Here is a 26,600-nt window from a genome sequence, read left to right as displayed (position 1 = left end):
TATACTGCGCTTTCCGCGGGCGGCTGGTGAGCCTCCTCAGAGCTATCGCTCTTGCGGGGTCTCACCGATGCCTTTTATCCCGCAGGAGTCTCCGTATATTTCCGGGGCTGATAATGTTCATTGTCCTTATTAAAAGACCTTTATTTTAGCTATGTCTTAGCCTCATCATATTTATTATCCTTTTGTCGCTCCGGAAGTTAATCCAGAGATTAGGTAACGTTGTAGTACTAAGAATACAAGTGCGATTGGTAGGGCGATTAGGATTGCGCCGGCTGCGAATCTTGTAAAGTTAGTAGAGAACTGGTCATTAATAAAGTTGTAAAGACCAAGTGCTAGTGTATAGTTTTCTGGACTTGTTAATACGATTCTTGGTAGCAAGAAGTCCATGAATGGTGCCATGAAGTTGAACAACGCAACAACCGCCAAGATTGGCTTCGCTAACGGAAGCATGATGGTCCAGAAAATTCGTAGGTGTCCAGCACCGTCAATTTTTGCTGCTTCATCTAGTTCTTTCGGAATTGTATCGAAATACCCTTTCACTAACCAAGCATTAAATGGAATTTGTCCACCTAGGTAGATGATTAGCAATCCCCAAAGTGAATCAGTCAAGCCAATTGTATTTAATAGAATATATAGAGCTACCATCCCCATAAGTGCTGGGAACATTTGTAGTAATAGGAACATATATAAACCATACTTACGACCAATAAACTTATATCGTGAAAAAGCATACGCAATTAATGATGTGATTACAACAGAACCAACAGCGTTCAAGACTGCTACAAACAAACTATTTTTGTACCAAGTTAGATAATCACTGTTTGGATCCGTGAACAACCACTTATAATGCTCTAAGGTTGGACTATCTGGGAATAAATCCGTTACTAGCATATTTGTGCCAGGGTTTATACTCATCATCACTGCCCAGAACAATGGATAACCGATAATCACAAACATAATTAAGAAAAAGATATAGATGAACGCTACCTCAATTTTTGATTTTGTTTTACGTCTCATAGCCATTAGTAACGTCCCTCCTCTTTAAATGCCGCAGTTTTTCTGAATTGGAAGAATGCAAATCCCATAACGAGAAGTCCCATAATAATCGTAATCGCTGCTGCCATATTGTAGTTATTCGTCTCAAATGTTAATTTGTAAACCCAAGAGATTAGAATGTCGGTTCCACCAGCATTTTGTCCGCGGACAGCAGGGTTACCTTCATTAAATAGATAAATAATATTAAAGTTATTAAAGTTACCAGCATATTGCATGATTAGTAGTGGTGCAGTTGCATATAGTACGTGTGGTAATGTAATGTGGCGTAACTTTTGCCAGCGAGAACCACCGTCAACATCAGCTGCTTCATACATATCGGCTGGAACACTTTGGAGTACTCCAGTAAACAAGGCAAACACAAACGGGAAACCAAGCCAAGTTTGAATCATAATAAGTGCAACTTTTGCCCAGAATGGATCCGATAACCAAGGAATCATAATTTCAAACTGACTTAAGATATCACGGTTAATCGCCCCAAACGTTGGGTTAAATAAAGCGGAGAAGATTAAGATAGAAACGAACGCCGGTACAGCCCAAGGTAAAATAAGTACGGTACGAATAGTTCGTTTAAACTTAACACGCTTGTCATTTACTAACATTGCTAAGAAAAATCCGAGGACGATTTGTAATGTAGTAGCAACAACTGTCCATACGATCGTCCAGGTAAATACGCTAAAGAAGGTATCTTTCCAAACACCGATATTCACTAAATCTACAAAGTTATCAAAGCCTACCCAAGATAATAGATTACGAGGTGGTGCATTGTATTGATTATAATCGGTAAACGCTAAAGCAAGCATAAATAGTAGTGGTAATACTACGATGAATACAAGCATAATTAAACCAGGAATAATCATGAAATACGGGAATCCACCGTCATAAAAATCTAGCATTCCTTTTAGTAGGGAAGGTTTTTTTCTTCCTTCTTCTCTTGCAATTGCATCCTTCCTTGCATCACGAATATTATAGATATAAATTATAATTCCAAAGAACAATACAATTAATGAGATGAGTCCTTGTAATAACAGTTGTATCGAATGGTGCTCACGTGGAATCGTCCCTAATGTAAACAATCCCCAAATACCGATATCTAAGTAGTCCCATGTAGCGACCAAGAAGGATATCGTTACGATCAGAAAGATCAATCCTTTTAGTATTCTACGATTGTATAGCTGCCCTAATCCTGGAACAATGACAGATAACAGTGTAGCAATATTTCGAGGTTGGCTTAATCCGGTTTTCCTCTTTTCTTGTTTCTGTGCCATGTTTGTTTCCTCCTTAGAAAACTTGTTATTCACCTCTCTTTGGCGAATCGATTAGTTTTCTTTATACTTCATACGTGAAAATTTTAACGGTATCGATTCTATTTCTTGCTAAAATTTCTGTACGTAACTTGATGTGATTCTTGTTAGTTATAAACTAATAAACTAGTATTTTCTGAAAAGGTAGTGAAATAGGATATGGGAGCACGAAGCCCCCATATACCTTAAAATCTATTATTAGTTAGCACCAGAAGCTTCAATATTGCTTAGAATCATTTCTACAGCTTCGTCCATTACTTCATCAACAGGCTCACCTTTAGAGATAAAGTTTAGTGCATTGTTGATTGGCTCCCATACTTGTTGCATTGCTGGTACGTTAGGCATTGGCTCACCATAAGTAGTTTGCTCAGCAAATGCAGAGTAAATTTCATCGTCAGCGATGATTGGGTTTTCTACTGCGTCATGACGTGGAGGAATTTCCCCAGCAACTTCATAGTAAACCATTGAATTTTCTTCGTTTGTAATAAACTTCATTAAATCAGTAGCCCACTCTTTGTTGTCAGAGTAGTAAGAAAGCATGTAAGATTTTACCCCTACAAATGATTTAGGATTTTCACCATTATCAAGAAGTGGAAGAGGCACAACACCTAAGTCTTCACCAAGAGCTTCTTGGTATTCACGAACCATCCAAGGACCGTTTAATACTGTAGCTACTTTACCTTCTTTAAATAGACCGTTCATAATATCAGGTGTTAAATCTTGTGGAATATATCCATTGTTGAACCAAGATTGAACTAGGTCTCCACCTTCTTTTGCACCATCATTTGCTAAACCAACATCAGCGATGTCATAGTTTTCACCATCGTTAGCAAATACGTAAGCACCATATCCAGAGAAGAATGGATATACGAAGTAGAAGTTAGCAGCTTCCATTAGGAAACCATATTTATCTTGGCTAGCATCTGTAAAGTCTGCTGCTACTGCCATGATGTCTTCCATTGTTTCTGGAGCATCAGTTAAAGATTTATTGTAGTACATTGCATAAGTTTCCATAACTGCTGGAGCACCCCAGTAGTCGCCATCGTATGTTACTGCTTCTAATGCAATATCTGTGTACTCAGATTCAACATCACTTAAATCTACTGGATCAACCAAACCACGCATTGCAAGGTCACCGATACGGTCATGTGGTTGGAAAATAATGTCTGGACCATTTCCTGCAGGTCCTTCAACGTCAAGCTTCTCTACTTGGTCAAGCATATTAATTGGAACTAGTTCAACTGCAATACCAGTTTCCGCTGTATACTTATCTGTAATTTGTTTCACTGCATTTTCTTGCTTTTCTTCTGCATTCACCCAGATTGTTAGACTTTCTGGTTTTTCAGGCATTTCGCCTTCTGCAGTTTCTCCGTTATCTGTTGAAGTTGAGTCATTATTAGTATCTCCTGACTCTTTCACTTCTTCAGGTCCACATGCTGCAAGCACTAGGGCTAGTACTAAAGCAACAAATAATCCTAACCATTTTTTCATTGTAATTTACCCCCCAAAAGGATGTTGTGATAACGTTTGCACAAAACGCTTTAGGAAAACGTTTGCACAAATCATTTCTACTTCATTATACAAGTTTTATAGATTTATGCAACCCTTTTCATAAAACAGCAAAATAATTATTCTATCAATCAAGGTAACGCTTACAAACTTTTGATATTTTGTTATACTAGTAAAAAGATTTATAGCATAACACTTTGCTAATAATCTAATTTTATGCAAACGATTGTACAAAAAGGAGTGTTTACATTGATAAAGGAAGCTATCTTCCATCGTCCTAAAAATAATTTTGCTTATGCGTATGATAAGGAAACGCTTCATATTTTATTACAAACGAAACAAGGTGATGTAGGTTCCGTCGAATTAATATATGGTGATCCTTATGATTGGGCAAATGATGAATGGCAGACAGAAACATTGCCTATGAAAAAATCAGGGTCTACATCGCATTATGATTATTGGTTGGTAGAAGTTAAACCGTCATTTAGAAGAATGCGCTATGGATTTCGTTTAAAAGATGAGAAGGAAACTTGCTATTACATGGAAGGTGGTACTTTTAATGAACAGCCAAACGATATTGCCAACTATTTCTGCTTCCCTTACTTAAATGCAGTTGATGTGTTTCAAGCACCAGAATGGGTAAAGGATACAGTTTGGTATCAAATTTTTCCAGAACGATTCGGAAATGGTGACCCTTCAATCAATCCTGTAGGAACCCTGCCTTGGGGAAGCACAGACCCCAGTCCAGCCAATTTCTTTGGTGGAGACTTTCAAGGAGTAATCAATCATCTGGACCATTTAGTAGAACTTGGAATTAACGGAATTTACTTTACTCCGATATTCAAAGCACATTCCAATCATAAGTATGACACGATTGACTACATGAAAATCGATCCACAGTTCGGTGACAAAGAAGTATTTCGTAAGCTCGTACAGGAATGTCATAAGCGTGGTATCCGTGTCATGCTGGATGCAGTATTTAATCATAGTGGTTTTTATTTTGCTCCTTTTCAAGATGTCTTGGAAAATCAGGAAGATTCCAGCTACAAAGACTGGTTCCATCTTTGGGAGTTCCCAGTAATGACGGAGCCACGTCCAAACTATGATACGTTTGCTTTTGTACCTTCTATGCCGAAACTTAATACAGAAAACGCTGCAGTCCGGGAATATCTACTAAAGGTAGCTCGATATTGGGTGGAAGAATTTGATATTGATGGTTGGCGATTAGATGTGGCTAACGAGGTTGATCATGCATTTTGGAGAGACTTCAGGAGAACCGTTAAGTCCGTTAAACCGGATGCCTATATTCTTGGCGAAATCTGGCATGACTCCATGCCATGGCTACAGGGTGATCAATTCGATGCTGTGATGAACTATCCATTTACTAATGGTGCCATTAACTATTTTGCCAAATCAGAGGTATCTGCTCAGGAATTCCAAGATGCCATTACTAAGGTACAGCATATGTATCCGAAAAATGTAAATGAGGTAGCTTTTAACTTGCTGGATAGTCATGATACTCCAAGAATATTAACACTAGCGAACGGGAATCCAGATCGTGTAAAACTACTTTATCTATTCCAGCTTTCCTTTGTTGGCTCACCTTGTATTTACTACGGAGATGAAATCGGAATGGATGGTGGACAAGATCCAGGTTGCCGTGCTTGTATGGAATGGGATGAGACGAAACAGGATCGTGAACTGTTCGATTATCTTAAAACGCTTATTCAGTTAAGAAAACAAGAACCAGTATTTGGAAATGGTGGAGACTTCCGATTCTTACATGCAAGCAATGATAAAAATTATATTGTTTATGAAAAGTTTAATAATGAGAAACGCCTTATCTTTATCATAAATAATAGTACAGAGACTATTAATGTACCTATTGAACAACTATCTGTTAGCAGTAACCGATTAAATGAATGGCTACTAGCGAATGGAAATGTTCAAAAACAGAATTTGGATAACACATCCATTAAAGTAGATGGGCTTGGATTTAACATAATCGAACAAGCACTGCAATAAAAATTAGGGACTGAACAGCAATTACTGCTGATTCAGTCCCTATATCATTTATGCTTTACGCTTACGGATAACAAACCAAATACCAAGTAAAGCAACAACGCCTGCAATAGTAATGGCGTACCAAATCGTATAATCTGTAGTTGTTTCGTCCTGCTCTACTTCTTCTACTACATAAATCTCAGCCGATTCCTTCGGTAGATGAAGTACATAGCCCTCTTCATTTTTCGAGATAGATTCCTCCCCTAGTTTAGCGACTAGCTTACTAATGGTTGGTAATTCTTCATCGGTAAGGACAACCTCTTGGTCTTCTACCGTATTATTAATCGCGATTAAAAGTTGCTCATCCTCATACGTTCGTGAAAATACAGAGGTACCTATTTGGTCGACTAGCATCACAAAATCACCTTTTGTTAAAGCAGGATTCTCCTGTCTCATCTCACCTAGTGTAGAAATATAGGAAATTATTTCATGATCTTGGAACTCCATCAGGTGGCGGTTATCCGGATCTTCCCCACCATCCATAGCAATTTCTGTCCCGTAGTAGACAATAGGAATCCCTGGTGCCGTGTACATATATGCTAAAGCTAGCTTCAAACGCGTTGCTGGATCTTCGTTATTTTCCAAGACTAAACGAGTAAAACGCTTATTATCATGATTATCTATAAAGTTGCCAAGAATATATGGATTTTCATACAACGTCTGATTTCTTTCCCATATCCCATGCATGTATCGTCCAATTCGCTGATCAGCATTGCTGAATATACGTGTTGCTTCATTGAAAAATGGATAATCTACAAATGAGTCAATTCCAGTTTTTGCGTAATCTGCCACATAAGTTGGGTCACTATGCCAAACTTCTCCTATTAAAAAGAAATCCTCTTTTACAGACTTCACTTCAGTCGCAAATTGCTCCCAAAAATCCTTCGGTACATGTTTCACAGTGTCTAGACGATAGCCATCAATATCTGTTTCTTCTATCCACCATTTTGCCATATCCAATAGGTACTTCCGTGTTTCCGGATTTTCTTGTGCTAAATCAGGTAATCCCGCTAATCTACCATTTTCTACATTTTCTTGATTATCCCAATCAAGGATGGTTTGATCTTCATGGAACCAATCCTGTTTGTCTGGATCAGTAAGCCATGGATGCTGATAACCAGTATGGTTTACCACAAGGTCAAGGATTATTTTGATATCGCGTTCATGCGCTTCTTGTACTAACGTTTTAAATTCCTCCAATGTTCCAAAGTGCTCTTCCACTTCATAAAAATCTTCTGTCCAATAGCCGTGGTAGCCTTTTGGTTCATTTTTAACAATTGGTGTTAGCCAAATAGCGGTAAACCCCATTTCTTGAATATAGTCTAGTTTTTCAATAATCCCTTGGAAATCTCCACCATGATAAGCACGTGGGTCATTAAGATCCACTTGATAGTCATTAGAGGTATCTCCATTATGGAAGCGATCGGTCATTATAAAATAAATCATTTCATCTTCCCATGTATCTTTTTCTTCTGCATGTACTGGTATAATGATGTTACAAATTAGTATGAGCGTGATGAAAGCAGTTAATATTTTTCTCATCCTTTACCCCCCTGTTGTTTTCTAGACCATTCTATCTTATTCATCTATTTTTGGGTAGCGTTTTCATTAGGATACAAAAGGAATTAGAAAGGCTAAAATTAGACCTTTCCAATTCCATTCATTTAATTTTCCTCTATTTTCACTTGTGAACGAAATACTACTTTTTCATCGGATTCCCTAACCCCTTCTACAACGATTAGGTTCTGACCGAGACTTGATAAATCCTTCTTGATTATTAGTGTATCTCCAGGTAAAGCTTCATTTAAGTAGTTCACTTCTATAGAATTTGTATGGTATTTCTCATGCTCAGCTAATTGGAAGCAATCCATCATATAATCCACATATCGTGAGTTATTTAGATGTCCATTGAAATCAATATCGCTATACCCGATCGTTTTATGATAGGCAGTTTCTAAGTTCTCTGTAGCTTTAATTTTCCCTAAGGAAACATCAATCGCTCTATCTTCAATAAGTTCCGGATACTCTAGATTAATGGCATCACTACGTTTTAAACGACGTTTCTTTAAATCCATAATTACCCAAACGGATACAGCTCGCGCTATTACTTCTCCTTGATGATCATATACAAGATAATCACGTTCAAATTCAAGCTTCCCAGGTTTAAGTGGCCAAGTTTCAATCGTGATTTCTTCGTCTAGCTTCGGGTTACGGATGATGTCTACGCGGATTCTAATGAGTACAAAGGCGACGCCATAATTCTCCAGCAATTGATTAATTCCTACGCCAAGGTTTTCAGCGGCTAAATTAGCAACATCTTGAAAATAATTATATAGCGTACTAAGTCGTAATTCCTTTTTAAAATCAACGTCTCCTAAGTCTACATGGTAGTTTTTCTTGTAACGTGCTGTTTGTTCCATTGCTCTCTCTCCTAGTTACCATTTCTATATTTAACTCTACCATAAAGTGGATAATGGAAACTTGTTTGATGATTCTTTGGGGATGTTCCCATAACGAAAAAAGCCAACTCTTGATTCAGGAATCCCTGATCCAAGAGTTAGCCTTTAAACAAATCTTAGTTTAAACCTCTCATAAATTTCTTCAACTTAGGAGAGAAAATTAATAACACAATACCTAACGCGATTGCAATACCACCTAGTACACCGAAGTATGCAATTTCTGTTTCAGGTGTGTAGAAACGCACAACCTGTGCATTAATTGCTTGTGCAGATGAGTTAGAAAGGTTCCATAAACTCATCATTTGCGCAGCGAACGCAGCTGGTGCAAGTTTTGTTGATGCTGATAATCCTACCGGTGAGATTAATAATTCACCCATTACGATCAGGAAGAATGTTAATACTAACCATAATGGACTAACTAGTGTTCCTGTTCCACCATTTAAATAAGCTGGTAACATCATGACAATAAACGCTGACCCAGCAAACATTAAACCGAATGAGAATTTATGTGCTACCGATGGCTGCTTGTCCCCTAGTTTCGTCCATAATCCAGCAAATAATGGAGCAAACATAATAATGAATAATGGGTTAAGCGATTGGAACCAAGAAGCTTTTAATTCGATACCCATAAAGTTTAAATCTGTTCTTTCATTTGCAAAAGTAGCCAGAATACTAGACTGCTGTTCGGCAATTGCCCAGAATACCATTGCAGCAATAAACAATGGAATATAAGCTAATAGACGAGATTTTTCATCAGCAGTAGTTTTCGGACTACGGAACATAAAGATAAAGTATGCAGTCGGGATGATGATACCCAATATACTAATTGCAAAAATAATCCGTTCAACGTTTAACCAACCGCCAGTAATACCTACCCAACCAATTAGCGCAAGAAGAACAAGGACTAGAAGTATGATTTTAGTAATACGTCCTTTTTCAGGCTTAGTTAGAGGATTAGGCACAATTGTACCAGCAAGTCCTAGGAACTTTTTACGAGTAACAACAAAAACAATTAAACCAATTGCCATACCAATTGCTGCAACACCAAATCCTAAGTGGAAGTTTACTTCTTCACCTAGTGTACCAACAATATATGGAGCAATAAATGCACCCATGTTAATACCCATATAGTAAATACTAAATCCTGAATCACGGCGTGGATCCTTCATGCTGTATAGATCCCCAACCATACCACCAACGTTTGGTTTTAATAAACCTGTACCCAAAATAATGAATACCATCGAAATGAATAACCCAGAGGCACCCATTGGTAGTGCTAGGATAATATGACCAATCATGATGAGTACTCCACCATGGAATACGGTACGAGCTGTACCTAAGATACGGTCAGCAATCCAACCACCGATGATACCTGACATATATACAAGCGACCCATAAATCGCCATAATCGAGTTTGCTGTAGTTTGGTCAATACCAAGTCCACCGTCGGAAACTTCGAAGTACATGTAGAATAGTAAAATTGCACGCATACCGTAGTATGAAAAACGTTCCCAAAACTCAGTGAAAAATAGCGTTGACAAACCTTTTGGATGTCCAAAGAAACCTTTCTGAGGAATCGTTTTTAGGATGGCATCCTTGTCGTTTGTTTTCATGAATATATAGCCTCCTAATGTTTTAAATTACTTAAAATTTACTGAAATCTTTTGTCGAATCAACTCGTTTATTTTATGGCAAACAAAAGCTTGCGTAAAGGGGTTTTTAAGAAGTGATATTGTTCTAAAAATAAGTAAAATAGTGAATCATTTTTATGTAAGCGGTACAGTGGTAGTATTTCCTTCATCCCGTTTTCCATTAATAGTAAAAATATGGGAAAAGGAATAAAAATTTCTTGGATTTCTTGAACGTGCTTATCGAATCAAAATATGAGATACTTTACAAAAAATTAAAGTGAAGGTGTCTTTATTAATGGACATGAAGAAGATTGAAGCAGAATTAGCAAAAAGTGATAAGTTCGTTAATGATTTAAAACAAATACTAGAGGAGTCTGTTCCTTCTAATACAGAATTTCCTGATGATATCTATATATTGTTTTCCCAACTCACTCATATAGAGGAAGTTAAAGAGGAGTATAAATTATTAGTTATACGTGATCTAAAGGCTATTTTGTCCGAGATTAGCAATCCAACTCAAGACCCTTCTTTTATCCAAATGGATGACGATGAACTGGAGGAAGCAAACCATCTCTATCGTCATGCAGTTAATGGATATGAAGATGCACAAGTAGAACTTGGCCACTTGTACCGTATGATTGGTCGTGAAGATTGGGCGTTTCCGTGGTTCGAAGCATCAGCAAATGCAGGAAATCCTGAAGCACTATACTGGTTAGGAAATTACTATTATATGGGTAAAGTGGTTAAACAGGATATTGAGAAGACCTATTATAGTTATAAAGAGTCCGCTGAGAAAGGTTTTCCAGATGCGATGAATAATTACGCAGATATGTATTTACGAGGGGAATTTGTTGAAAAGAATCCGAAGCGAGCATTAGAACTATTTAGGAAGGCAGCCGATAATGGAGTTCCAGAAGCGATGTATACATTGGGTTATATGTATGAAAATGGTGTTGGGACAGATGTCGACTTGCAGAAATCCAAAGAATGGTTTAAGGAATCTGCTCTTGCAGGTGATGTATTCGCAGCCAATAAATTAGGACACGAAGCAGTGGAAAATGGCTTGGGGGAAGAAGCCATTTCCTGGTATAAAATGGCTGCAGATCGAGGAGATTCGTATGGGGAATTTAATCTTGGAATGTGCTATGAAAATGGTATCGGGACACCAGTTAATATGAAAAAGGCCAAGATTTGGTATCAAAAAGCAGCTTTAAAGGGGGATGTGCAAGCGAAGGAAAAGTTAAAAGAAATATAGTTATGACTAGCTACAGTTACTATCCCATTCCCAAGAACTAAATAGAATTCGAGTTTATCACACCTCTTAGGATAAACTAAAGATAATACATTTCAGAAGGTGAGCCAATGCAAACAAACAATAAACCCAATAGATTAATTACTGAAAAGTCCCCATATCTTCTCCAACATGCTCATAACCCTGTTAACTGGTTTCCATGGGGAGAAGAAGCATTCATGAAAGCAAAACAAGAAAACAAGCCTATCTTTCTCTCTATTGGTTACTCGACTTGCCATTGGTGTCACGTCATGGCTCATGAGTCTTTTGAGGATGAAGAAGTCGCTAAAATATTAAACGAACATTATATATCCATTAAAGTAGATCGTGAAGAACGCCCCGATGTTGATTCGATCTATATGAAAGTGTGTCAGATGATGGCTGGTCATGGTGGTTGGCCGCTAACTATTTTTATGACGCCAGACAAGATTCCTTTTTATGCTGGGACCTACTTTCCAAAAGAAAGTAAATATGGTCGACCTGGTTTAATCGAGGCGCTGGAACAGCTACATAAGAAATATACGACCGACCCAGAACATATTTCTGAGGTAACGGAAAGTGTCAAACAGGCACTTGAAAGTTCGGCTCGTGAGAAAAGCGATCAGCGTCTAACAAAAGAACACGCTGACCAAGCGTTTCAGCAGCTTGGACGAGGCTTCGACTTTACATATGGAGGTTTCTGGGAAGCACCTAAGTTTCCACAACCACAGAATCTTATGTTTTTACTTAAGTACTATCATTTCACTGGTAAAATTGCAGCTCTTAAAATGGTGGAAAGTACCCTACAAAATATGGCTGCGGGTGGCATTTGGGACCATGTAGGATTCGGTTTTGCTAGATATGCTACAGACGAAAAGTGGCTCGTCCCCCATTTCGAAAAAATGCTTTATGATAACGCACTTCTACTGATGGTCTATACGGAATGTTACCAAATCACAAAGAAACCTTTTTATAAAAACATCGCAGAACAAATCATTAGCTTCATTCAACGTGAAATGACTAGTAGAGATGGAGCATTTTATTCTGCAATCGATGCGGATACTGAAGGCGTTGAGGGCAAGTATTACGTGTGGGATGGTGAAGAGATTTTTGACATTCTTGGGGAAGACCTCGGAGATATTTATACGACAGCTTACGGAATTACACCAGTTGGAAATTTTGAGGGGAAAAATATCCCCAATCTTATTCGCTCTAATTTAGAAAGTGTGGCAGATGAGTTTGATTTGTCGGTATCGGCTTTGGTTTCACAACTAGAAGATGCTAGACAAAAGCTCTTATCAGAACGAGAAAAGCGAGTGTACCCACATGTTGATGATAAAATTTTAACCTCATGGAATGCGATGATGATTGTTGCACTAGCCAAAGCTGGAAAGGTTTTTCAGAATAAGGATTACCTAGCGATGGCTGAAAGCGCGATGCAATTTATTGAAGAGAAGTTATTCGATCATGAGCAGCTTAAAGCACGTTACCGTGATGGGGAAACAAAATACAATGCCTATTTAGATGATTACGCATACGTAGCGTGGGCTTATTTGGAGCTTTATCAAGCAACATTTCAGCTTGAATACTTATCAAAGGGAAAAGAACAAGTAGACAAGATGATTGAATTGTTCTGGGACAATAAACAGGCTGGTTTCTTTTTCAGCGGGAAGAATAATGAAAAGCTCATTTCAACTGACAAAGAGATCTATGGAGGGGCTACACCATCGGGGAATAGTGTTGCTGCTCTTGTTCTTACTCAAATGGTCAGTCTAACTGGGGAAATGAACTATTTAGACAAGGTAGAAGAAATGTACTTCACCTTTTACGAAGATATAGACAGGCAGGCTTCCGCAGCGGTATTCTTCCTCCAAAGTTTATTGCTTACGGAGTACCCGACAAAAGAAGTGGTCGTCCTAGGAGATTCGGACAGTTGGAAACCACTAGTAAGAGAGCTCCAAGAACAGTTTTCTCCGGATATCGCTTTACTAGTTGCAGATAATCCAGAGATGCTAAAGGATGTTGCTCCATTTGCTGCGGAGTATATCATTCTAAATGATCAAGCTACTATTTATGTATGTGAGAATTTTGCTTGTCAGCAACCTACGAACGACATCGATTTAGCACTATCTAAATTGAAGAATAGCACAGTTTGATACTAAAGCACCCCTGAAGTTTTAGGCTTTCAGGTGTGCTTTAGTACATTTTATTTATTCCGAATAAACCCTTCCTAGCTCCTTTGCCCGCTCCGTTCCACGTTTAATACATTCAATTAACGCTTCTTGAAATTTATATTCTGTTAGCACGTTAAAGCCCGCTTCAGTTACTCCTTGTGGGGACATAACCTGTCTATACAAAGTGGATGCTTCCTCTGATGTCGATTCGATTAACCTTGCCGAACCAATGAATGTTTGAATAATTAATTGCTTGGTTACTTCTTTTTCAAGCCCAAGCTCTTCTCCAGCTTTTTCCATCGCCTCAATAATATAGAAGATATACGCAGGACCACTTCCAGATAGCGCAGTAACAGCATCTATATCTTTCTCAGCAATATGTGCTACATAGCCTATGGTACCAAAAAGGAGCGTCGCTATTTCTACATCTTCCTCTGAGGCAAAGTCTCCTGCTGCGATTCCTGTAGCTGACTTGCCAATTGCGGAAGGTGTATTCGGACATGCCCGAATAACTGCCGCACGATGGCCCAGTAGCTTAGAAATGTGGAAACTTGGAATTCCTGAGACGATTGATAAAAATAATTGTCTTTCGTTCGTATATGGCTGAATCTGCTCCATCGCTACGGAAAAATCATTCGGTTTCATGGCTAGTATGACGATGTCTGCGCTCGATAGCAGACTTTCTCGATTATGTGTAACTTTAACTTGGTATGTATCCCATAGCCGCTGAAGACGTTCCACATTATTGTTATTCGTAATCCAAAGCTGATCCGGTGTTACAAGTTTCTCACTAAGTAATCCTGCAATGATAGATTCTGCTATAGCACCTGCACCAAGAAAAGCTATTTTTTTCTTATCCAACATCGAAATCCCCCCTATCCATGTCTGACCTCTCCTTTACTTCATTTCGTTCAATATATGTGATATAAACCTATACTTATTACTTATTTTAATCATACATTCACCTGCAGCTGCTAACAACTACAAATAAATAAGGCAATTGAATCTTCGGACCCAACTGCCTTTTATCTTTTCCTACTGCTTTAATTCCTGTAAATCTTGAATACTTTCCTGAACTAAAGTAACCGCTTGGCTCATTGCTGCTCCACCACCAAAGGCAGCCGTTACACCAACAGCCTCTAATATCTCCTCCTCGGAACACCCTTGGTCGATGCAGCCTTTTGTATGATAAATAATACAATATTCATCCTGTGCATACAGGCTAACTGCTAATGCAATTAATTGTTTTTGCTTTTGTGATAATTTTCCTTCTTTAAAACATTCTTCAGTAAAAGAGTTATAGAGCTCCGCTAACTTTGGCATCTTTTTCGTAAAATTGCCAATTCCAGTTTTATAGTCCATTAAAGCTTCTTCTGTGATATTTCTTGCTTCCATCAAATTCACTCCCAATTTTAAAATTCTAATGTTAGTATGAGCGAAATCGTTAAGGATACTCCTGAACTTGAATCATTTTAAGGCAAATTAACTATAAAATTATCCTTGCAAAATGAATGTACCATGTTACAATAATGAACAAGTATTCTGAATAGAGTACTAATAATTGAATAGAGGAGAGTTTAGAGAGATGAGTGAGCAGAGAGTAGCTGAGAGAGGATTTTATGGAGAGTTTGGAGGTAGCTTCATCCCCGAGGACCTGCAAAAGGTTTTAGGGCGTTTAGATGAGGCATTCGAAAGGTACAAGGATGATCCGGAATTTCAAGAGGAATTTCGCTATTATCTAAAGGAATATGTGGGACGAGAAAATCCACTAACCTTTGCCCAAAACTTAACCCAAAAATTAGGTGGAGCTAAAATCTATTTGAAACGTGAGGATCTTAATCATACTGGAGCCCATAAGATTAATAATGTCATTGGGCAGATCTTACTAGCTAAACGAATGGGCGCTACTAGAATTATTGCTGAAACTGGCGCTGGACAACATGGCGTTGCTACGGCAACTGCATGTGCTATGTTCGACATTCCATGTACGATTTATATGGGAAAAGTGGATACTGAACGACAAGCACTTAATGTTTTTCGAATGGAGTTATTAGGGGCTAAGGTTGTAGCCGTAGAAAGTGGCCAAGGACGATTAAAAGATGCTGTTGATGCTGCATTAGGAGACCTTGTTGATAATTTCCAAGATACGTTCTATTTACTTGGTTCGGCTGTTGGACCACACCCATATCCAACCATCGTGAAGCATTTTCAAGCTGTAATTAGTGAAGAATCCAAACGACAAATTCTTGAAAAAGAAGGAAAACTACCGACTGCGGTAGTTGCATGTGTTGGCGGAGGAAGTAATGCCATTGGGGCATTTGCTCACTATATTGATGAGCCAACAGTTCGTCTGGTTGGTGCGGAGCCTAAAGAGGCACCAACGATGGCTGAAGGTGTACCAGCCGTTATTCATGGATTTAAATGTTTAACAATATTGGATGAAAATGGTGAACCAAAACCGACGTATTCTATAGCTGCTGGGCTAGATTACCCTGGTGTTGGACCAGAACATAGCTATTTAAAAACTAGCGGAAGAGCAGAGTATGTAACTGTAACTGGTGACGAAGCACTAGAAGCTTTTCAAGTGTTATCTAAAACAGAAGGAATTATCCCTGCTTTAGAAAGCTCACATGCTGTGGCTCATGCGATAAAACTTGCAACTACCTTGTCTAAGGATGATATTATAATCGTAAACCTCTCGGGTAGAGGCGATAAAGACGTCAATCAAGTTTTTGATATGTTGAACAAATAAAGAAATTTAAAATAGCCCCCACTATTCGTAGTGGGGGCTTTATTAAAATCAAAGAATTCCATCCAATATTTTTTTTAATAAGCCGTTAGTCAATGGATCTAGCAGCTCTCCTGTCACTGGATTTAGAATCCGATTAACTATTTCTCCCGTCTTCGGGTTGATGAGCTTTCCAGTTAGTGGATTTAGTACTGGAATAATTGCTTCTTCCGTAATCGGGTCTAAGAGCATACCTGTCACAGGATCTAATACTAAATCAATAACTTCTCCTGTAACTGGATCAATAAGTTTTCCGGTAATTGGGTCTAAAATAGGCTCAAGCACTTCTTCTTTTATTGGCTCTACTACCTTCTCTTCTACTTCCTCCAATACAGGATTAACTACGTCTTCTTGGACAGGATCAAGAACATTTTCTTTCACCGGATCGAGTACAGGGGTTAATACTTTTTCATCAATCGGATCTAGAACCTTTTCTTTTACTGGGTCCAAAACCTTATCGTTAACCGGATCTAATACATTGTCTTTCACAGGATCTAGAACCTTATCCAAAACCTCGTCCTCAGATCCATTCTCTCTTAGTAGCTTTTCTAATAACGACTTTATTCCAAACCAATCTTCTTCTATTTGTTGCCGTTCCGCTCTTAACTTTTCCAGTTCTTCCTTCAAATCTTCATACAAACCCCTCTGACCTTCTAATTGCTCATTAAGCTTAGATAGTCGTTCTTTAAGGGATTCAGTCTCATCACTTTCTTCTTCTGTATCATCTGAAAGGCTATATTCAATTGGTTTACCAGCTTTTTGAAGTTCTGCAAACTGTATTAGCTGTTCATAAACACCAAGTTGAGATTTTACTTTTTCTAAATCTGTTAGGCGTTTTTCATATTCTGCTAGCATGGACTCTAGTGTCGGAGTATTGCTTTCCAGTTCTTCGATTAGTTTACCGCCTTCAGTTAATACCTCCGTCAATTGGATCAGTTGACCACTAACATATTCCAATGTAGCAGGTATATCCTCTGAGATAGGTAGAAGTTTATCCAATCCTATGTTTTTGGAAATGGAACTTTCTAACTTTGATAACAGTCGTTTTGTTTCCCCGACATAGTCACCACCCAATATCTCATTTAAACTTTCAGATACAATGGCTAGGAGCTCTTTTAGTTGTGCTAAATCTTCCTCTTGACCATCAAGTAAATCTAAAATGTCTTGAAGTAATTCTTCGCGTTCTTTATCATCTTCCCCATTCAAGATTTTTTCTAGCTCTTCTAAACTTAGCATTGGATTATAATCAGGTAGTTCCCCACAATCACTAAGATAACACGTATGAATATTAGCATTAGCCAATGATATGCTTTCAACAAATTGGGCTTCCACATTCATAACAACATTCTCTAGACAAACCCAACCTAACTGTCCTGGCTTACAAAGACCTCCAATGTTTGGTAGCTCATTATTGACAGTTTGCGCCTCTAAGTTACTAACTGGAATTGGTCCAGGTGATGTAATTCGAACGACGAGAGGCTCAAGTCCTTCTCCACGCTCAATTACCTTTGTTATCGTTAGTCCATAAATGTTCCCCTCCGAAATGGAGATTTTACCTGTCAATGCACCAATTAAGTCCATCGCACCATCGACTTTTTCCGTTTCGATAATAAATCCACCACTATTACCTGAAGTATCTTGGGCTGAATTATTAGCGAAAATAACCCCAATCGGTGCAAAAACAGAGCTCAATACTAAGATGAAAATCAAACTAATATATAAATATTTTTTATCAATCAGTTGGTTTTTCATTAAAAATTCTCCTCGTTAACAGACTCTCCTTTTAAACCGCTTCATTTATTTCACCTAGCTTTTCTTGCTCCTTATTTCGTTCCCAAGTATCAAGATCAATCTCTTCCTTATCCCAGGCAATATTCAGTGCTCCGGCAACGATACCTAGTAAAGTACCGATTAGAAATCCACCTAATGCTCCCATAATGGACAAGACGGATAAAAATATCGTGGCGATTCCAAAAAACGTGGAGAGCTGTGGATAGAGGTATTCACAGATTCCAATAATCAATACTAATCCTCCAAAAATAAAACCAACAAATACTAAACTACCTGGAATAAATGCAATAGCATACAAGTGTAGCGGGATATAAAGAATCATAAGGCCAGCAAGCACCGTTAATGTCGCACCCCAAAATGGCCGTCTACTTCTCCACTGTTTAAACTTACTTCCTTCTACTACTTTCTCAAACTTCTTTTCTTGTTTTTGCTCTCTTTTGAGTATCTTCCGTTCTTTTCGATTCATCACAATCCCCTTTCCTGTTCCATGAGGATTACTTTCCACTTCCAGGGAAGGTAGTCATATCTGGTCCTTCAATTCGTTCAGCAGAAATTTTTGCCCCATCAAGACTTACAACTGTCTGGAATAGATAATCCGTTACAATTTTGGCATCCTTGATATTAATTGTTGATGCATTTTGAGACCAGTTTTGCGAAAACTCTGTTGTATTCTTTTCTTCAATTTCTAAGTTATCAAAGCTCAAATCTGCTTCAATTAGTCGTGCATCATGAATTAGACCCGTTATGTTCGTCGGACCTGTTGAACGGACGTGGAATCGTACCCAACCAATCCCTGGCAATTCAAGATCCTTATAAATGTGTAGATTAGTTATCACAACTTTATCCATCTTATTTCGGACCATTGGCTCGGCATCTGATGTTCCTGTTTCCCCAACATGTGGCAGTAACTGGAAGTCTGTACCATTCAACTCATCAAATTCTACATAGAAGTCGCCAATTCCTCCAAGTGGTAATGCAAATGCAGTACCAGTAAATCCAAAGCCTGCAATTAAACCACCAAACGCCAGAAAACCTGTTAACAAAGCGATCATAAACTTTTTCTTCATTGTTTTACCAACAACAATCTTTTTTTCCAACTCATTCACCTCTTTTTTTTATAAATGGGATTTGTTTCAAAAAGCTAATATTCTACTAATGACACCTCCCAAAACATACTGATACCGCTTACAACAATAAGCAAAAAAATATAAAATGTATTAAACTAGTTATAGTTCTTATTTTAATTCAGAATATTCAATATTAGTATCCCTACAAATATAGGCTTTTTAAAAATCTATGGCTAGTACCATTCTCCCTATTTTTTCACAATATTCCTATATTTTTCAATTCGAACCCTTCAAATTTAGGTAGGCTTTCGAACTACTATTCTAACAAGCTCTTTTTCTAACTAGGATAATATCCATATTGCGCGAATATTATTGAATAAGCCCAAACTTTAGAAGAATAAATTGCTTGTGAAAGGAGTGAATCCAATGTATACATTAAACGAACAAATGAACACTATTTTTGAAAAGGGGTTAAACCTCATTCAACTCCACAAAGATGAAATCTTAGAAGAATGGAATACGGTAACAGCCCGACTTAACTTAACAAGAGATCGATCTCCTAAAAACATAGAAGATACTATTCAATACTTCTCAAACAGGCTATTTTCTTCTGATGAGTCAACTTCTAAATCGTTAACCCTATCCTTTCAAACGAACAAATTTATCATAACGCTACTGGAAAATGCTGTTCACAAAGTGATTCAACAAAATAAGGAGTTTTCCCATAAACATCATCAAGCGATTCAATACGTGTTTATTAAGTTGAGTGAGGAAGTATTAACACAGCCCTACCAGCAATATTTTGCCATTGATACGTTTTTACAAAATCTAGTGTCTTCAAATCAGTTACCGATTATCTGGACAGCAATCGCATTAAAAAGGAACCATCAATTTGTAGCAGAGAAATGGTTTAACCATCTTAGTCAAGATTTACTGCACGGTAATGATCATGTGAAATCGAATACCATATATGGGTTATCTGAGTTACTGCTAGACCAAATGTCCCTAGAGGAAAAACAGAAGTATACCGTTTTCCCAATTCCTTATGAGGATATTACGATTCTTATTTGTGTTCATAAGGAAGATAGTACACATGTCGTCCCATTTGTATCCTATGCATTGCAAGTCTTTCAAAATGGCAAAGAATCCTTTCAGGTGACGAAGCAGGATCAACAGTGGAAAGACTCCGTTATTATGTTTAATGAAACGGTTTTACGCTCTAGAAACTACCGTGAAGCAGTGGAGAATATTACAGCAGGGTTTGTCAATTATCTTCCATTCGAACGATGTGCGCTGTTCTCCTACTCGATCGATGAACAGATGGGCTTTGGATTGTTCGGTCATCATCTAGACAATACAGCAATTCAAAACATCACCGAGGATATTAGTAATCTACCAATCATCCAGAATAACCTTCAAATCTTAGAGCTATTTGGAAAAAGCCTAGATTACCTCCAGCCAATCTACATAAAAGACGCAGAAATCGGCTTTCCAAGTCAGTACATCCAACAATTTAACTTACGCTCTGTTATCATAGCGCCTATCTTCTTAGCCTCCAATAATAAATTATTAGGTGCTGCTATACTTGATCAAGGTCCTGGAAAATACTTTAAAGTTGGGCAAGAAATCTTCTCCGCACTAATCAAATTTGGGCAAAGTGCTGGTGAAATACTAGCTAAGTTTTCAAATGAGAGAGAAGCGAAGTCTCCAACAGATGAGGTTAATCTCTCTCCAAGGGAAATTGAAGTTCTACAGTTAATGGCAGAAGGTTGCTCGACAACAGAGGCTGCTAGTTCATTAAACTTAAGTGAATATACCGTTCGCGACTATGTATCTGCCATTATGCAAAAGATGGATGCCAGAAACCGTACAGAAGCTGTTGCTCGTGCATTACGGGAAGGTATGATTGAATAAGAGAATAAGGAGCTAGGGTTAGCTCCTTATTTTTGTGTATATATGGTTGATGTTATTCCCGATTTGGTTGATGATTGGCAAATACGGTTGATGTCCTTTTGATTATGGTTGATGTTCTGTAATATTGGTTGATAATATTCAAAAACGGTTGATGATTTCACAGTTCGGTTGATAATGCTCCGGTTTCAGTTGATACCACACTGATTACGGTTGATATCCCCCTCTATTGAACGGTAACTTGCTCCTGACCAGCATTTGCTTCCAGATAAGTTTTATCAATCAAGTCCTTATACTTCTCCTGAATGATATTTATCCGAAGAGACAATTTCGGTGTTAACTCGCCACCATCCACTGTCCAAGGCTCACTCACAATAACGATTTTCTTTGGCTGTTCAAAATTAGCGAAATGCTTGGTACGTTCTCTTACCTCTTGAACTAGTAAATCCTTAATTATTTTATAACGACAAATTTCCTGTAAGTCCTCAGAGCGAACCCCATTTTTCTTCGCCCATGATAGTAGATTCTCATAGTCAGGGTTGATTAGACACATGATGAATTTCCGATTATCGCCAACTACGAGTGACTGCTCAACATAAGGACTCTCGTTGATAGCGTTTTCAATTGGTTGCGGGGCAACATTTTTCCCAGTTGAAAGCACGAGGATGCGTTTTTTACGATCGATAATTTTCAAATAGTTATCTTCCGTCCATTCCCCGATGTCACCTGTTTTAAACCATTCCCCATCAAACGCATCAATCGTTGCTTCCTCATTTTTATAATATCCTTGCATGACACTGGGACCTTTAACTAAAACCTCACCATCTTCAGCAAGCTTCACCTCTAAATTAGGCAGCACCTTACCAACTGTACCAACCTTCGAACGAATCATCGGATTTAATGTAATAACTGGCGCTGTCTCTGTCAGTCCATAACCTTCTAAAATAGGCATATCTAATGACCAAAAGAAACGTGCAATATCTGGATTTAACGTTCCACCACCAGATACTAGCCCACGAAGACGTCCTCCAAGCTTATCTTTCACTTTTCGATAAACTAGTCGATTGGCTAAATTCCATTTCCGTTGAAAGCTTTTCGGCATGGATTCCGCTAAAATTAAATCTTGGACAGATGTATCTAAGTAGCGCTCATAGCGTTCTTTTCCAATTTCAACTGCCCATTTAAATATTTTCTTTTTCACCGGTGACCCCCCATTGATTTCGTCTAATACTTTAGCATAGACCTTTTCAAATAACCGAGGCACACTTGTCATAATAGTAGGCCGTACTTCCACCAAATTCTCTTGGATGGTTTCAATACTTTCTGCATAGGCAATGGTTGTACCTACCGAGAGCAATGTATAATGTCCTGCCATTCGTTCGAAAACATGGGACAAAGGCAAATAAGATAATGCGAGATCCTCTGGTAATAGCTCTATAAACCAAAACTTGACTGCTTCGACATTTGCTAGAAAATTTTCATGGGTTAAGATCGTACCTTTTGGTTTACCGGTAGTCCCTGATGTGTATATCAGTGTTAACACCTGTTTCTTGTCAATCTGTCGCCACGTATCTTTCCAATCTGGAAGAAAATTTTCTCTTCCAAGCTCTTCAAAGTTTTCAAAGGATAGCTCTCCGTCAACAGAGAACTCAGCCTCTGGATACATCGTAATCATATAATCAAGTTTCACGTCGCCTGTGATGACCTTTTGCCTCTGTTCCTCATTTTCGACTACAATTGCTCGTGCATCGGAATTCTCCAATACATAGGCAACTTGATCAGCTGGTAGTGTAGGATACACAGGGACACTAATTGCGCCTATACTAGCTAATGCAAAATCAGTAATCCCCCACATGGGATTACTGTTCGAAAGAATGGCAACCTTATCTCCCTCTCCAATTCCAAGCATCTTAAAAGCAGAGGCAGTATAAAAAATCTTTTCCCAAAAAACGCCATAGGTCATATGCTGATAAATCCCGTTTTCTTTCCACATGTACGCATCTTTATCCGAATATTTCGTGACTGTCTGGTAAAGCATTTCTACTATATTACTAGGTTTCATCTAAAAACCTCCTTGTATCGCTTTTCTTCCCGATACCCCTAACCGTTAATCCTAAAATGAAAAAGAATTAAGTACGGTTTGCAACTTTAATGCCAGACCCATATTCCCCTTAATCTTTAGTTTCCCACTCATAAATGCTGCCGTTGGGTTTAATGAACCAGCAACTAAAACCTTAAAATCATCGGCCTTCATCGTTAACACGACATTCGGCTCTTTTTCTACTTCTTTTACTGCACGTGCTTCCTCAGGCTCAATGATCATCTGGAATGTCCCGCCATCTTCACCGGATAAATTAAATTGATAAACACCCTCCTTTCCTTTCGTCGCATCTGGGTCATAATGTAATGCAGCATCAATCATCTCAAACACTTCATCTGATTTCGGTTTTACAAACTCCATTCCGGTAATCCTCCTTACGCTAGTTTTTCTATAATAGTGGCGGTTGCCATTCCAAACCCAATACACATCACTTGAAGCCCATATTTCCCATCTTTATCTTCTAATGTATGCAGCAAAGTGGTTAAAATTCTCGCTCCACTTGCACCGAGCGGATGGCCTAATGCAATTGCACCACCTCTTTCATTTACCTTCGACATATCGGCTTGTAATTTCTTCTCCCACGCCTTGACAACCGAGGCAAATGCTTCATTGATTTCGATAGCATCCATTTGCGCTAATGTAAGTCCCACTTTTTTTAGTACCTGCTTAGTTGCCGGGATGACTCCGGTAAGCATCATAACTGGGTCAACTCCAACAACCGTTCTAGCGATTATTCTGGCACGAGGCTTTAATCCAAGTTCTGTTGCTTTCTCCGCTGACATAAGCAAGACGCCTGCAGCACCGTCGCTAATCTGACTCGCATTTCCAGCTGTCACTACACCACCATCAGGATTAAAAGATGGAATAAGCCCAGCTAGTTTTTCCATTGATGTGTTCGTGCGAATCCCTTCATCTCTTTCAAAGGCTTCTCCGTTTTCCAACGTGATTGGCAGTATCTCTCGCTTGAACAGTCCATTTTCTGTTGCTCTTGCAGCCTTTTCATGACTCATTAACGCGAATTCATCTAACTCTTCACGAGTTAATCCCCACTCTGAAGCTATCATTTCTGCGGAAAAACCTTGAGGGACAATGTTGTGCCTATCGATTAACTTGTCACTAAAAGCTCCCAAATCACTGCCCATCTGTACGAGGCTCATATTTTCCACACCACATGCGATAGCAATATCAGCATCTCCTGCCAGAATGGTCTGCGCTGCACTATGTATGGCTTGCTGACTAGAGCCACACATCCGGTTCATTGAATAAGCGGGAACCTCAACTGGAAAACCAGCAGCTAGAACGGCCATTCTTCCAATATTTCCTCCCTGCTCCTCGGTCATTGTTACACATCCACATGCAACATCCTCAACCAGCGCAGGGTCTAGACTATTTCGCTCTACAAGACCATTCAATATTGGTACTAGTAAATCTACTGGATGAATTCCAGACAGAGACCCTTTCTTCTTCCCAACAGCTGTTCGAACTGCATCTACTATGACTACCTCTCGCATAAGCTCACCTCCTTGTTAAAACGTAAATAATTCAATCCCACCAGACACATTCAATCCAACACCAGTGATATATTTTGCTTTATCTGAAACTAAAAACGTAATAGCGTTAGCAATGTCTTCCGGTTCACCAGGACGCTTGAACGCTGTACGATTTATCATCCGTTCATTCATCTTTGGATTCCCGATATGAAATGCTTCTGTTCCAATAATCCCAGGAACGATGGCATTAACATTAATTCCAAATCGAGCACCTTCTATCGCCATACTTTTTGTGAAACTAAGTAAACCTCCCTTTGTTGCAGAATAACTCGCTTGCCCAAAACCTCCCAGCGTACCTGCAACGGAAGCCATATTAATAATTTTCCCGTAACGTTGCTCCTTCATATATGGCCATACTGCCTTTGTACAGTTATAGGCACCAGTCAAATTCACCCGCATATCGCGCTCCCAATAATCATCATTCTGATCCTCAATCTGAGAGATGTGATCCAATGTGCCAGCATTATTTATCAAAATATCAATATGACCAAATTCTTCTTTAACCTTAGCAAAGACGTTTTTCACCTGGTCACGATCCGTCACATCCATTTTCATAGCGAATGAACGCCTGCCCATGTCTTGTATCTCTTTCGCCGTTTTATCGGCATACATCACATTCGTGCTTTGCATAATCTGTGCCATCGGACCATACTTCTCTGCTTCCATTTCATTGGATTCATCAGATTCAATTAAAATATCAGTAATCACCACGTCTGCCCCAGCTTCTGCTAGTACCAATGCATCTGCACGACCTAATCCTCTGGAAGCACCTGTGACAACTGCCACTTTTCCTTTTAGTAGTTCGTTCCAAGACAATGCTTTCACCTTCCTTGTGAATCTATCGTTTGGGCACATGTAGCCTCGGTTCGGGTTCATGTGCCTGGGATTCGGGCTCATGTGCCTGGGATTCGGGCTCATGTGCCTTGGTCTGGGCTCATGTACCTCGGGTTCGGGCGCATGTGCCTGGGATTCGGGCTCATGAGCCTTGGTTTGGGCTCATGTACCTCGGGTTCGGGCTCATGTACCCTGGTTCAGGCTCATGTACTCTGGTTCGGGCTCATGTACCTCTGGTTTGGGCTCATGCACCCCATTTCAAGCTCATCCCCCCTAGCAGTTACAATCTAATTCACTAAAAAATTAGCTTTCTGCTTTTGAAAGAATGCTGCCAATCCAATACTAGGCTCATCGGTCAAAAATGTATCTGCAAACGCCTGAGCCTCTACTTTTAGCCCCGCTGCCAAACCTTTTTCTGATGCATTAATCGCCTTCTTTGCTAGCCCCATCGCATGGACTGCTCCAGTAGATAGCTCCTCAGCAAACATCGTTACTTCTTCCTCGAACAGCTCTGCATCCACTGCACGATGAATCAGTCCGATGGTTTCTGCTTCTTTTGCTTCTAACTTCTTCGCGAGAAAAATCAATTCCATTGCCTTCGCTCGCCCAAGAATTGTAGTCATTCGCTGTGTGCCACCTGCTCCGGGTATGAGTCCAAGGGAAACCTCTGTCAGCCCAATTTTTCCATTCCCCATTAACCGGAAATCACATGCAAGAGCCAATTCACAGCCACCACCGAGGGCATATCCATTTATTGCAGCGATGACCGGCTTTGGCAAATCCGCAAATTTTTGAAAACAATCTTGCATTCTAGCACTCTCTCTAGCTATAAAATTATCATCATCTGCCATATCGCCACTGTTCATGACTATCCCTTTTAAATCAGCACCTGCAAGGAATATCTTTGGATTCTTTGATGCAATCACTACCACTCTAGTAGCTTCGTCATTCGTGAGCTCCTCAACAGCATGATCAAACTCCTGCATTAAATCTTCACCGATTGCATTAGCTGGTGGATTATTTATCAGAATCCAGGTAACACCTTTATTTCTTCTTTCGATATCTATTAACTGATAGGACAAAAATTCTACCTC

General features: G+C 39.0%; 21 protein-coding genes. 5 read left to right on the top strand and 16 right to left on the bottom strand.

The features are described from left to right. Window positions 1–174: 174 nt before the first annotated feature. From TE34_RS08770 to TE34_RS08760, 3 genes are all read right to left on the bottom strand, one after another. On the bottom strand, window positions 175–1,017 hold the full coding sequence (locus TE34_RS08770; RefSeq protein WP_047984533.1) for a sugar ABC transporter permease: 843 nt from the start codon (window positions 1,015–1,017) through the stop codon (window positions 175–177). 5 nt (window positions 1,018–1,022) lie between these two features. After that, complete coding sequence (locus TE34_RS08765; RefSeq protein WP_047984443.1) at window positions 1,023–2,321, bottom strand: carbohydrate ABC transporter permease; 1,299 nt, start codon at window positions 2,319–2,321, stop codon at window positions 1,023–1,025. A gap of 234 nt (window positions 2,322–2,555) precedes the next feature. Further along, a complete protein-coding gene (locus tag TE34_RS08760; protein WP_047984442.1) occupies window positions 2,556–3,848 on the bottom strand; it encodes an extracellular solute-binding protein in 1,293 nt (430 codons plus the stop codon). Window positions 3,849–4,115: 267 nt separating this feature from the next. Between TE34_RS08760 and TE34_RS08755 the strand changes: the two genes are divergently transcribed. Then, window positions 4,116–5,891 (top strand): glycoside hydrolase family 13 protein, encoded by a 1,776-nt coding sequence (locus TE34_RS08755; RefSeq protein ID WP_047984441.1) that lies wholly within the window; start codon window positions 4,116–4,118, stop codon window positions 5,889–5,891. Between the two features lie 48 nt (window positions 5,892–5,939). Here the strand turns inward: TE34_RS08755 and TE34_RS08750 are convergent, their stop codons facing one another. The 3 genes from TE34_RS08750 to TE34_RS08740 form a co-directional block, all read right to left on the bottom strand. After that, on the bottom strand, window positions 5,940–7,472 hold the full coding sequence (locus tag TE34_RS08750) for an alpha-amylase family glycosyl hydrolase (RefSeq protein ID WP_047984440.1): 1,533 nt from the start codon (window positions 7,470–7,472) through the stop codon (window positions 5,940–5,942). A gap of 122 nt (window positions 7,473–7,594) precedes the next feature. Next, window positions 7,595–8,350 (bottom strand): acyl-[acyl-carrier-protein] thioesterase, encoded by a 756-nt coding sequence (locus TE34_RS08745; protein ID WP_047984439.1) that lies wholly within the window; start codon window positions 8,348–8,350, stop codon window positions 7,595–7,597. A 155-nt stretch (window positions 8,351–8,505) separates the two neighbouring features. Further along, the gene (locus TE34_RS08740; protein ID WP_047984438.1) at window positions 8,506–10,002 is read right to left on the bottom strand and encodes a peptide MFS transporter; all 1,497 of its coding nucleotides are present in this window, start codon (window positions 10,000–10,002) and stop codon (window positions 8,506–8,508) included. Between the two features lie 313 nt (window positions 10,003–10,315). Between TE34_RS08740 and TE34_RS08735 the strand changes: the two genes are divergently transcribed. Both TE34_RS08735 and TE34_RS08730 read left to right on the top strand, forming a co-directional pair. Continuing rightward, a complete protein-coding gene (locus TE34_RS08735) occupies window positions 10,316–11,275 on the top strand; it encodes a tetratricopeptide repeat protein (RefSeq protein ID WP_053075022.1) in 960 nt (319 codons plus the stop codon). A 107-nt stretch (window positions 11,276–11,382) separates the two neighbouring features. Next, window positions 11,383–13,446, top strand: coding sequence for a thioredoxin domain-containing protein (locus tag TE34_RS08730; RefSeq protein WP_047984437.1), 2,064 nt, complete (start codon window positions 11,383–11,385; stop codon window positions 13,444–13,446). A gap of 54 nt (window positions 13,447–13,500) precedes the next feature. On the opposite strand, the gene proC is transcribed toward TE34_RS08730, so the two are convergent. Beyond that, window positions 13,501–14,328, bottom strand: a complete 828-nt coding sequence (proC, locus tag TE34_RS08725) for a pyrroline-5-carboxylate reductase (RefSeq protein WP_047984436.1) — start codon at window positions 14,326–14,328, stop codon at window positions 13,501–13,503. Window positions 14,329–14,499: 171 nt separating this feature from the next. Continuing rightward, on the bottom strand, window positions 14,500–14,859 hold the full coding sequence (locus tag TE34_RS08720) for a carboxymuconolactone decarboxylase family protein (RefSeq protein ID WP_047984435.1): 360 nt from the start codon (window positions 14,857–14,859) through the stop codon (window positions 14,500–14,502). Window positions 14,860–15,049: 190 nt separating this feature from the next. Between TE34_RS08720 and trpB the strand changes: the two genes are divergently transcribed. After that, entirely contained in the window at window positions 15,050–16,216 is a 1,167-nt protein-coding gene (trpB, locus tag TE34_RS08715; RefSeq protein WP_047984434.1) for a tryptophan synthase subunit beta, read from the top strand. 48 nt (window positions 16,217–16,264) lie between these two features. Here trpB and TE34_RS08710 read toward each other — a convergent pair whose 3' ends face one another. From TE34_RS08710 to TE34_RS08700, 3 genes are read right to left on the bottom strand one after another with little or no spacing between them, the layout of a single operon-like run. Then, window positions 16,265–18,004, bottom strand: a complete 1,740-nt coding sequence (locus tag TE34_RS08710; RefSeq protein WP_047984433.1) for a hypothetical protein — start codon at window positions 18,002–18,004, stop codon at window positions 16,265–16,267. Window positions 18,005–18,035: 31 nt separating this feature from the next. Continuing rightward, window positions 18,036–18,509 carry a DUF6114 domain-containing protein gene (locus TE34_RS08705; RefSeq protein WP_201777685.1) on the bottom strand — a complete coding sequence of 158 codons (474 nt, stop codon included), beginning with the start codon at window positions 18,507–18,509 and terminating at the stop codon, window positions 18,036–18,038. A 28-nt stretch (window positions 18,510–18,537) separates the two neighbouring features. Continuing rightward, complete coding sequence (locus tag TE34_RS08700; protein WP_407944359.1) at window positions 18,538–19,140, bottom strand: DUF6230 family protein; 603 nt, start codon at window positions 19,138–19,140, stop codon at window positions 18,538–18,540. A gap of 396 nt (window positions 19,141–19,536) precedes the next feature. Here TE34_RS08700 and TE34_RS08695 point away from each other — a divergent pair, with 396 nt between their 5' ends. After that, the gene (locus TE34_RS08695; RefSeq protein WP_047984432.1) at window positions 19,537–21,024 is read left to right on the top strand and encodes a response regulator transcription factor; all 1,488 of its coding nucleotides are present in this window, start codon (window positions 19,537–19,539) and stop codon (window positions 21,022–21,024) included. Between the two features lie 223 nt (window positions 21,025–21,247). On the opposite strand, the gene TE34_RS08690 is transcribed toward TE34_RS08695, so the two are convergent. From TE34_RS08690 to TE34_RS08670, 5 genes are all read right to left on the bottom strand, one after another. Next, window positions 21,248–23,083, bottom strand: coding sequence for an AMP-dependent synthetase/ligase (locus TE34_RS08690; protein WP_053075020.1), 1,836 nt, complete (start codon window positions 23,081–23,083; stop codon window positions 21,248–21,250). A gap of 51 nt (window positions 23,084–23,134) precedes the next feature. Then, entirely contained in the window at window positions 23,135–23,482 is a 348-nt protein-coding gene (locus TE34_RS08685; RefSeq protein WP_047984431.1) for an SCP2 sterol-binding domain-containing protein, read from the bottom strand. Window positions 23,483–23,496: 14 nt separating this feature from the next. Continuing rightward, window positions 23,497–24,633 carry a thiolase family protein gene (locus tag TE34_RS08680; RefSeq protein ID WP_047984430.1) on the bottom strand — a complete coding sequence of 379 codons (1,137 nt, stop codon included), beginning with the start codon at window positions 24,631–24,633 and terminating at the stop codon, window positions 23,497–23,499. 15 nt (window positions 24,634–24,648) lie between these two features. After that, entirely contained in the window at window positions 24,649–25,488 is an 840-nt protein-coding gene (locus tag TE34_RS08675) for an SDR family NAD(P)-dependent oxidoreductase (protein ID WP_236687133.1), read from the bottom strand. A gap of 305 nt (window positions 25,489–25,793) precedes the next feature. Then, on the bottom strand, window positions 25,794–26,588 hold the full coding sequence (locus tag TE34_RS08670; RefSeq protein WP_047984428.1) for an enoyl-CoA hydratase/isomerase family protein: 795 nt from the start codon (window positions 26,586–26,588) through the stop codon (window positions 25,794–25,796). Window positions 26,589–26,600 lie beyond the last annotated feature (12 nt).

The sequence above is a fragment of the Ornithinibacillus californiensis genome (assembly GCF_001038485.1).
GTDB classification, from domain to species: Bacteria; Bacillota; Bacilli; order Bacillales; family Amphibacillaceae; genus Ornithinibacillus; species Ornithinibacillus californiensis.
This window is presented reverse-complemented; position numbering and strand designations above follow the sequence as displayed.

Coding starts and splice junctions, on each gene's coding strand:
- TE34_RS08740 (WP_047984438.1), bottom strand. CDS start 10,002: ATGAAAACAAACGACAAGGATGCCATCCTAAAAACGATTCCTCAGAAA.
- TE34_RS08745 (WP_047984439.1), bottom strand. CDS start 8,350: ATGGAACAAACAGCACGTTACAAGAAAAACTACCATGTAGACTTAGGA.
- trpB (WP_047984434.1), top strand. CDS start 15,050: ATGAGTGAGCAGAGAGTAGCTGAGAGAGGATTTTATGGAGAGTTTGGA.
- TE34_RS08680 (WP_047984430.1), bottom strand. CDS start 24,633: ATGCGAGAGGTAGTCATAGTAGATGCAGTTCGAACAGCTGTTGGGAAG.
- TE34_RS08690 (WP_053075020.1), bottom strand. CDS start 23,083: ATGAAACCTAGTAATATAGTAGAAATGCTTTACCAGACAGTCACGAAA.
- TE34_RS08760 (WP_047984442.1), bottom strand. CDS start 3,848: ATGAAAAAATGGTTAGGATTATTTGTTGCTTTAGTACTAGCCCTAGTG.
- TE34_RS08765 (WP_047984443.1), bottom strand. CDS start 2,321: ATGGCACAGAAACAAGAAAAGAGGAAAACCGGATTAAGCCAACCTCGA.
- TE34_RS08750 (WP_047984440.1), bottom strand. CDS start 7,472: ATGAGAAAAATATTAACTGCTTTCATCACGCTCATACTAATTTGTAAC.
- TE34_RS08710 (WP_047984433.1), bottom strand. CDS start 18,004: ATGAAAAACCAACTGATTGATAAAAAATATTTATATATTAGTTTGATT.
- TE34_RS08720 (WP_047984435.1), bottom strand. CDS start 14,859: ATGGAAGCAAGAAATATCACAGAAGAAGCTTTAATGGACTATAAAACT.
- TE34_RS08730 (WP_047984437.1), top strand. CDS start 11,383: ATGCAAACAAACAATAAACCCAATAGATTAATTACTGAAAAGTCCCCA.
- TE34_RS08770 (WP_047984533.1), bottom strand. CDS start 1,017: ATGAGACGTAAAACAAAATCAAAAATTGAGGTAGCGTTCATCTATATC.
- TE34_RS08695 (WP_047984432.1), top strand. CDS start 19,537: ATGTATACATTAAACGAACAAATGAACACTATTTTTGAAAAGGGGTTA.
- TE34_RS08705 (WP_201777685.1), bottom strand. CDS start 18,509: ATGAATCGAAAAGAACGGAAGATACTCAAAAGAGAGCAAAAACAAGAA.
- proC (WP_047984436.1), bottom strand. CDS start 14,328: ATGTTGGATAAGAAAAAAATAGCTTTTCTTGGTGCAGGTGCTATAGCA.
- TE34_RS08685 (WP_047984431.1), bottom strand. CDS start 23,482: ATGGAGTTTGTAAAACCGAAATCAGATGAAGTGTTTGAGATGATTGAT.
- TE34_RS08735 (WP_053075022.1), top strand. CDS start 10,316: ATGGACATGAAGAAGATTGAAGCAGAATTAGCAAAAAGTGATAAGTTC.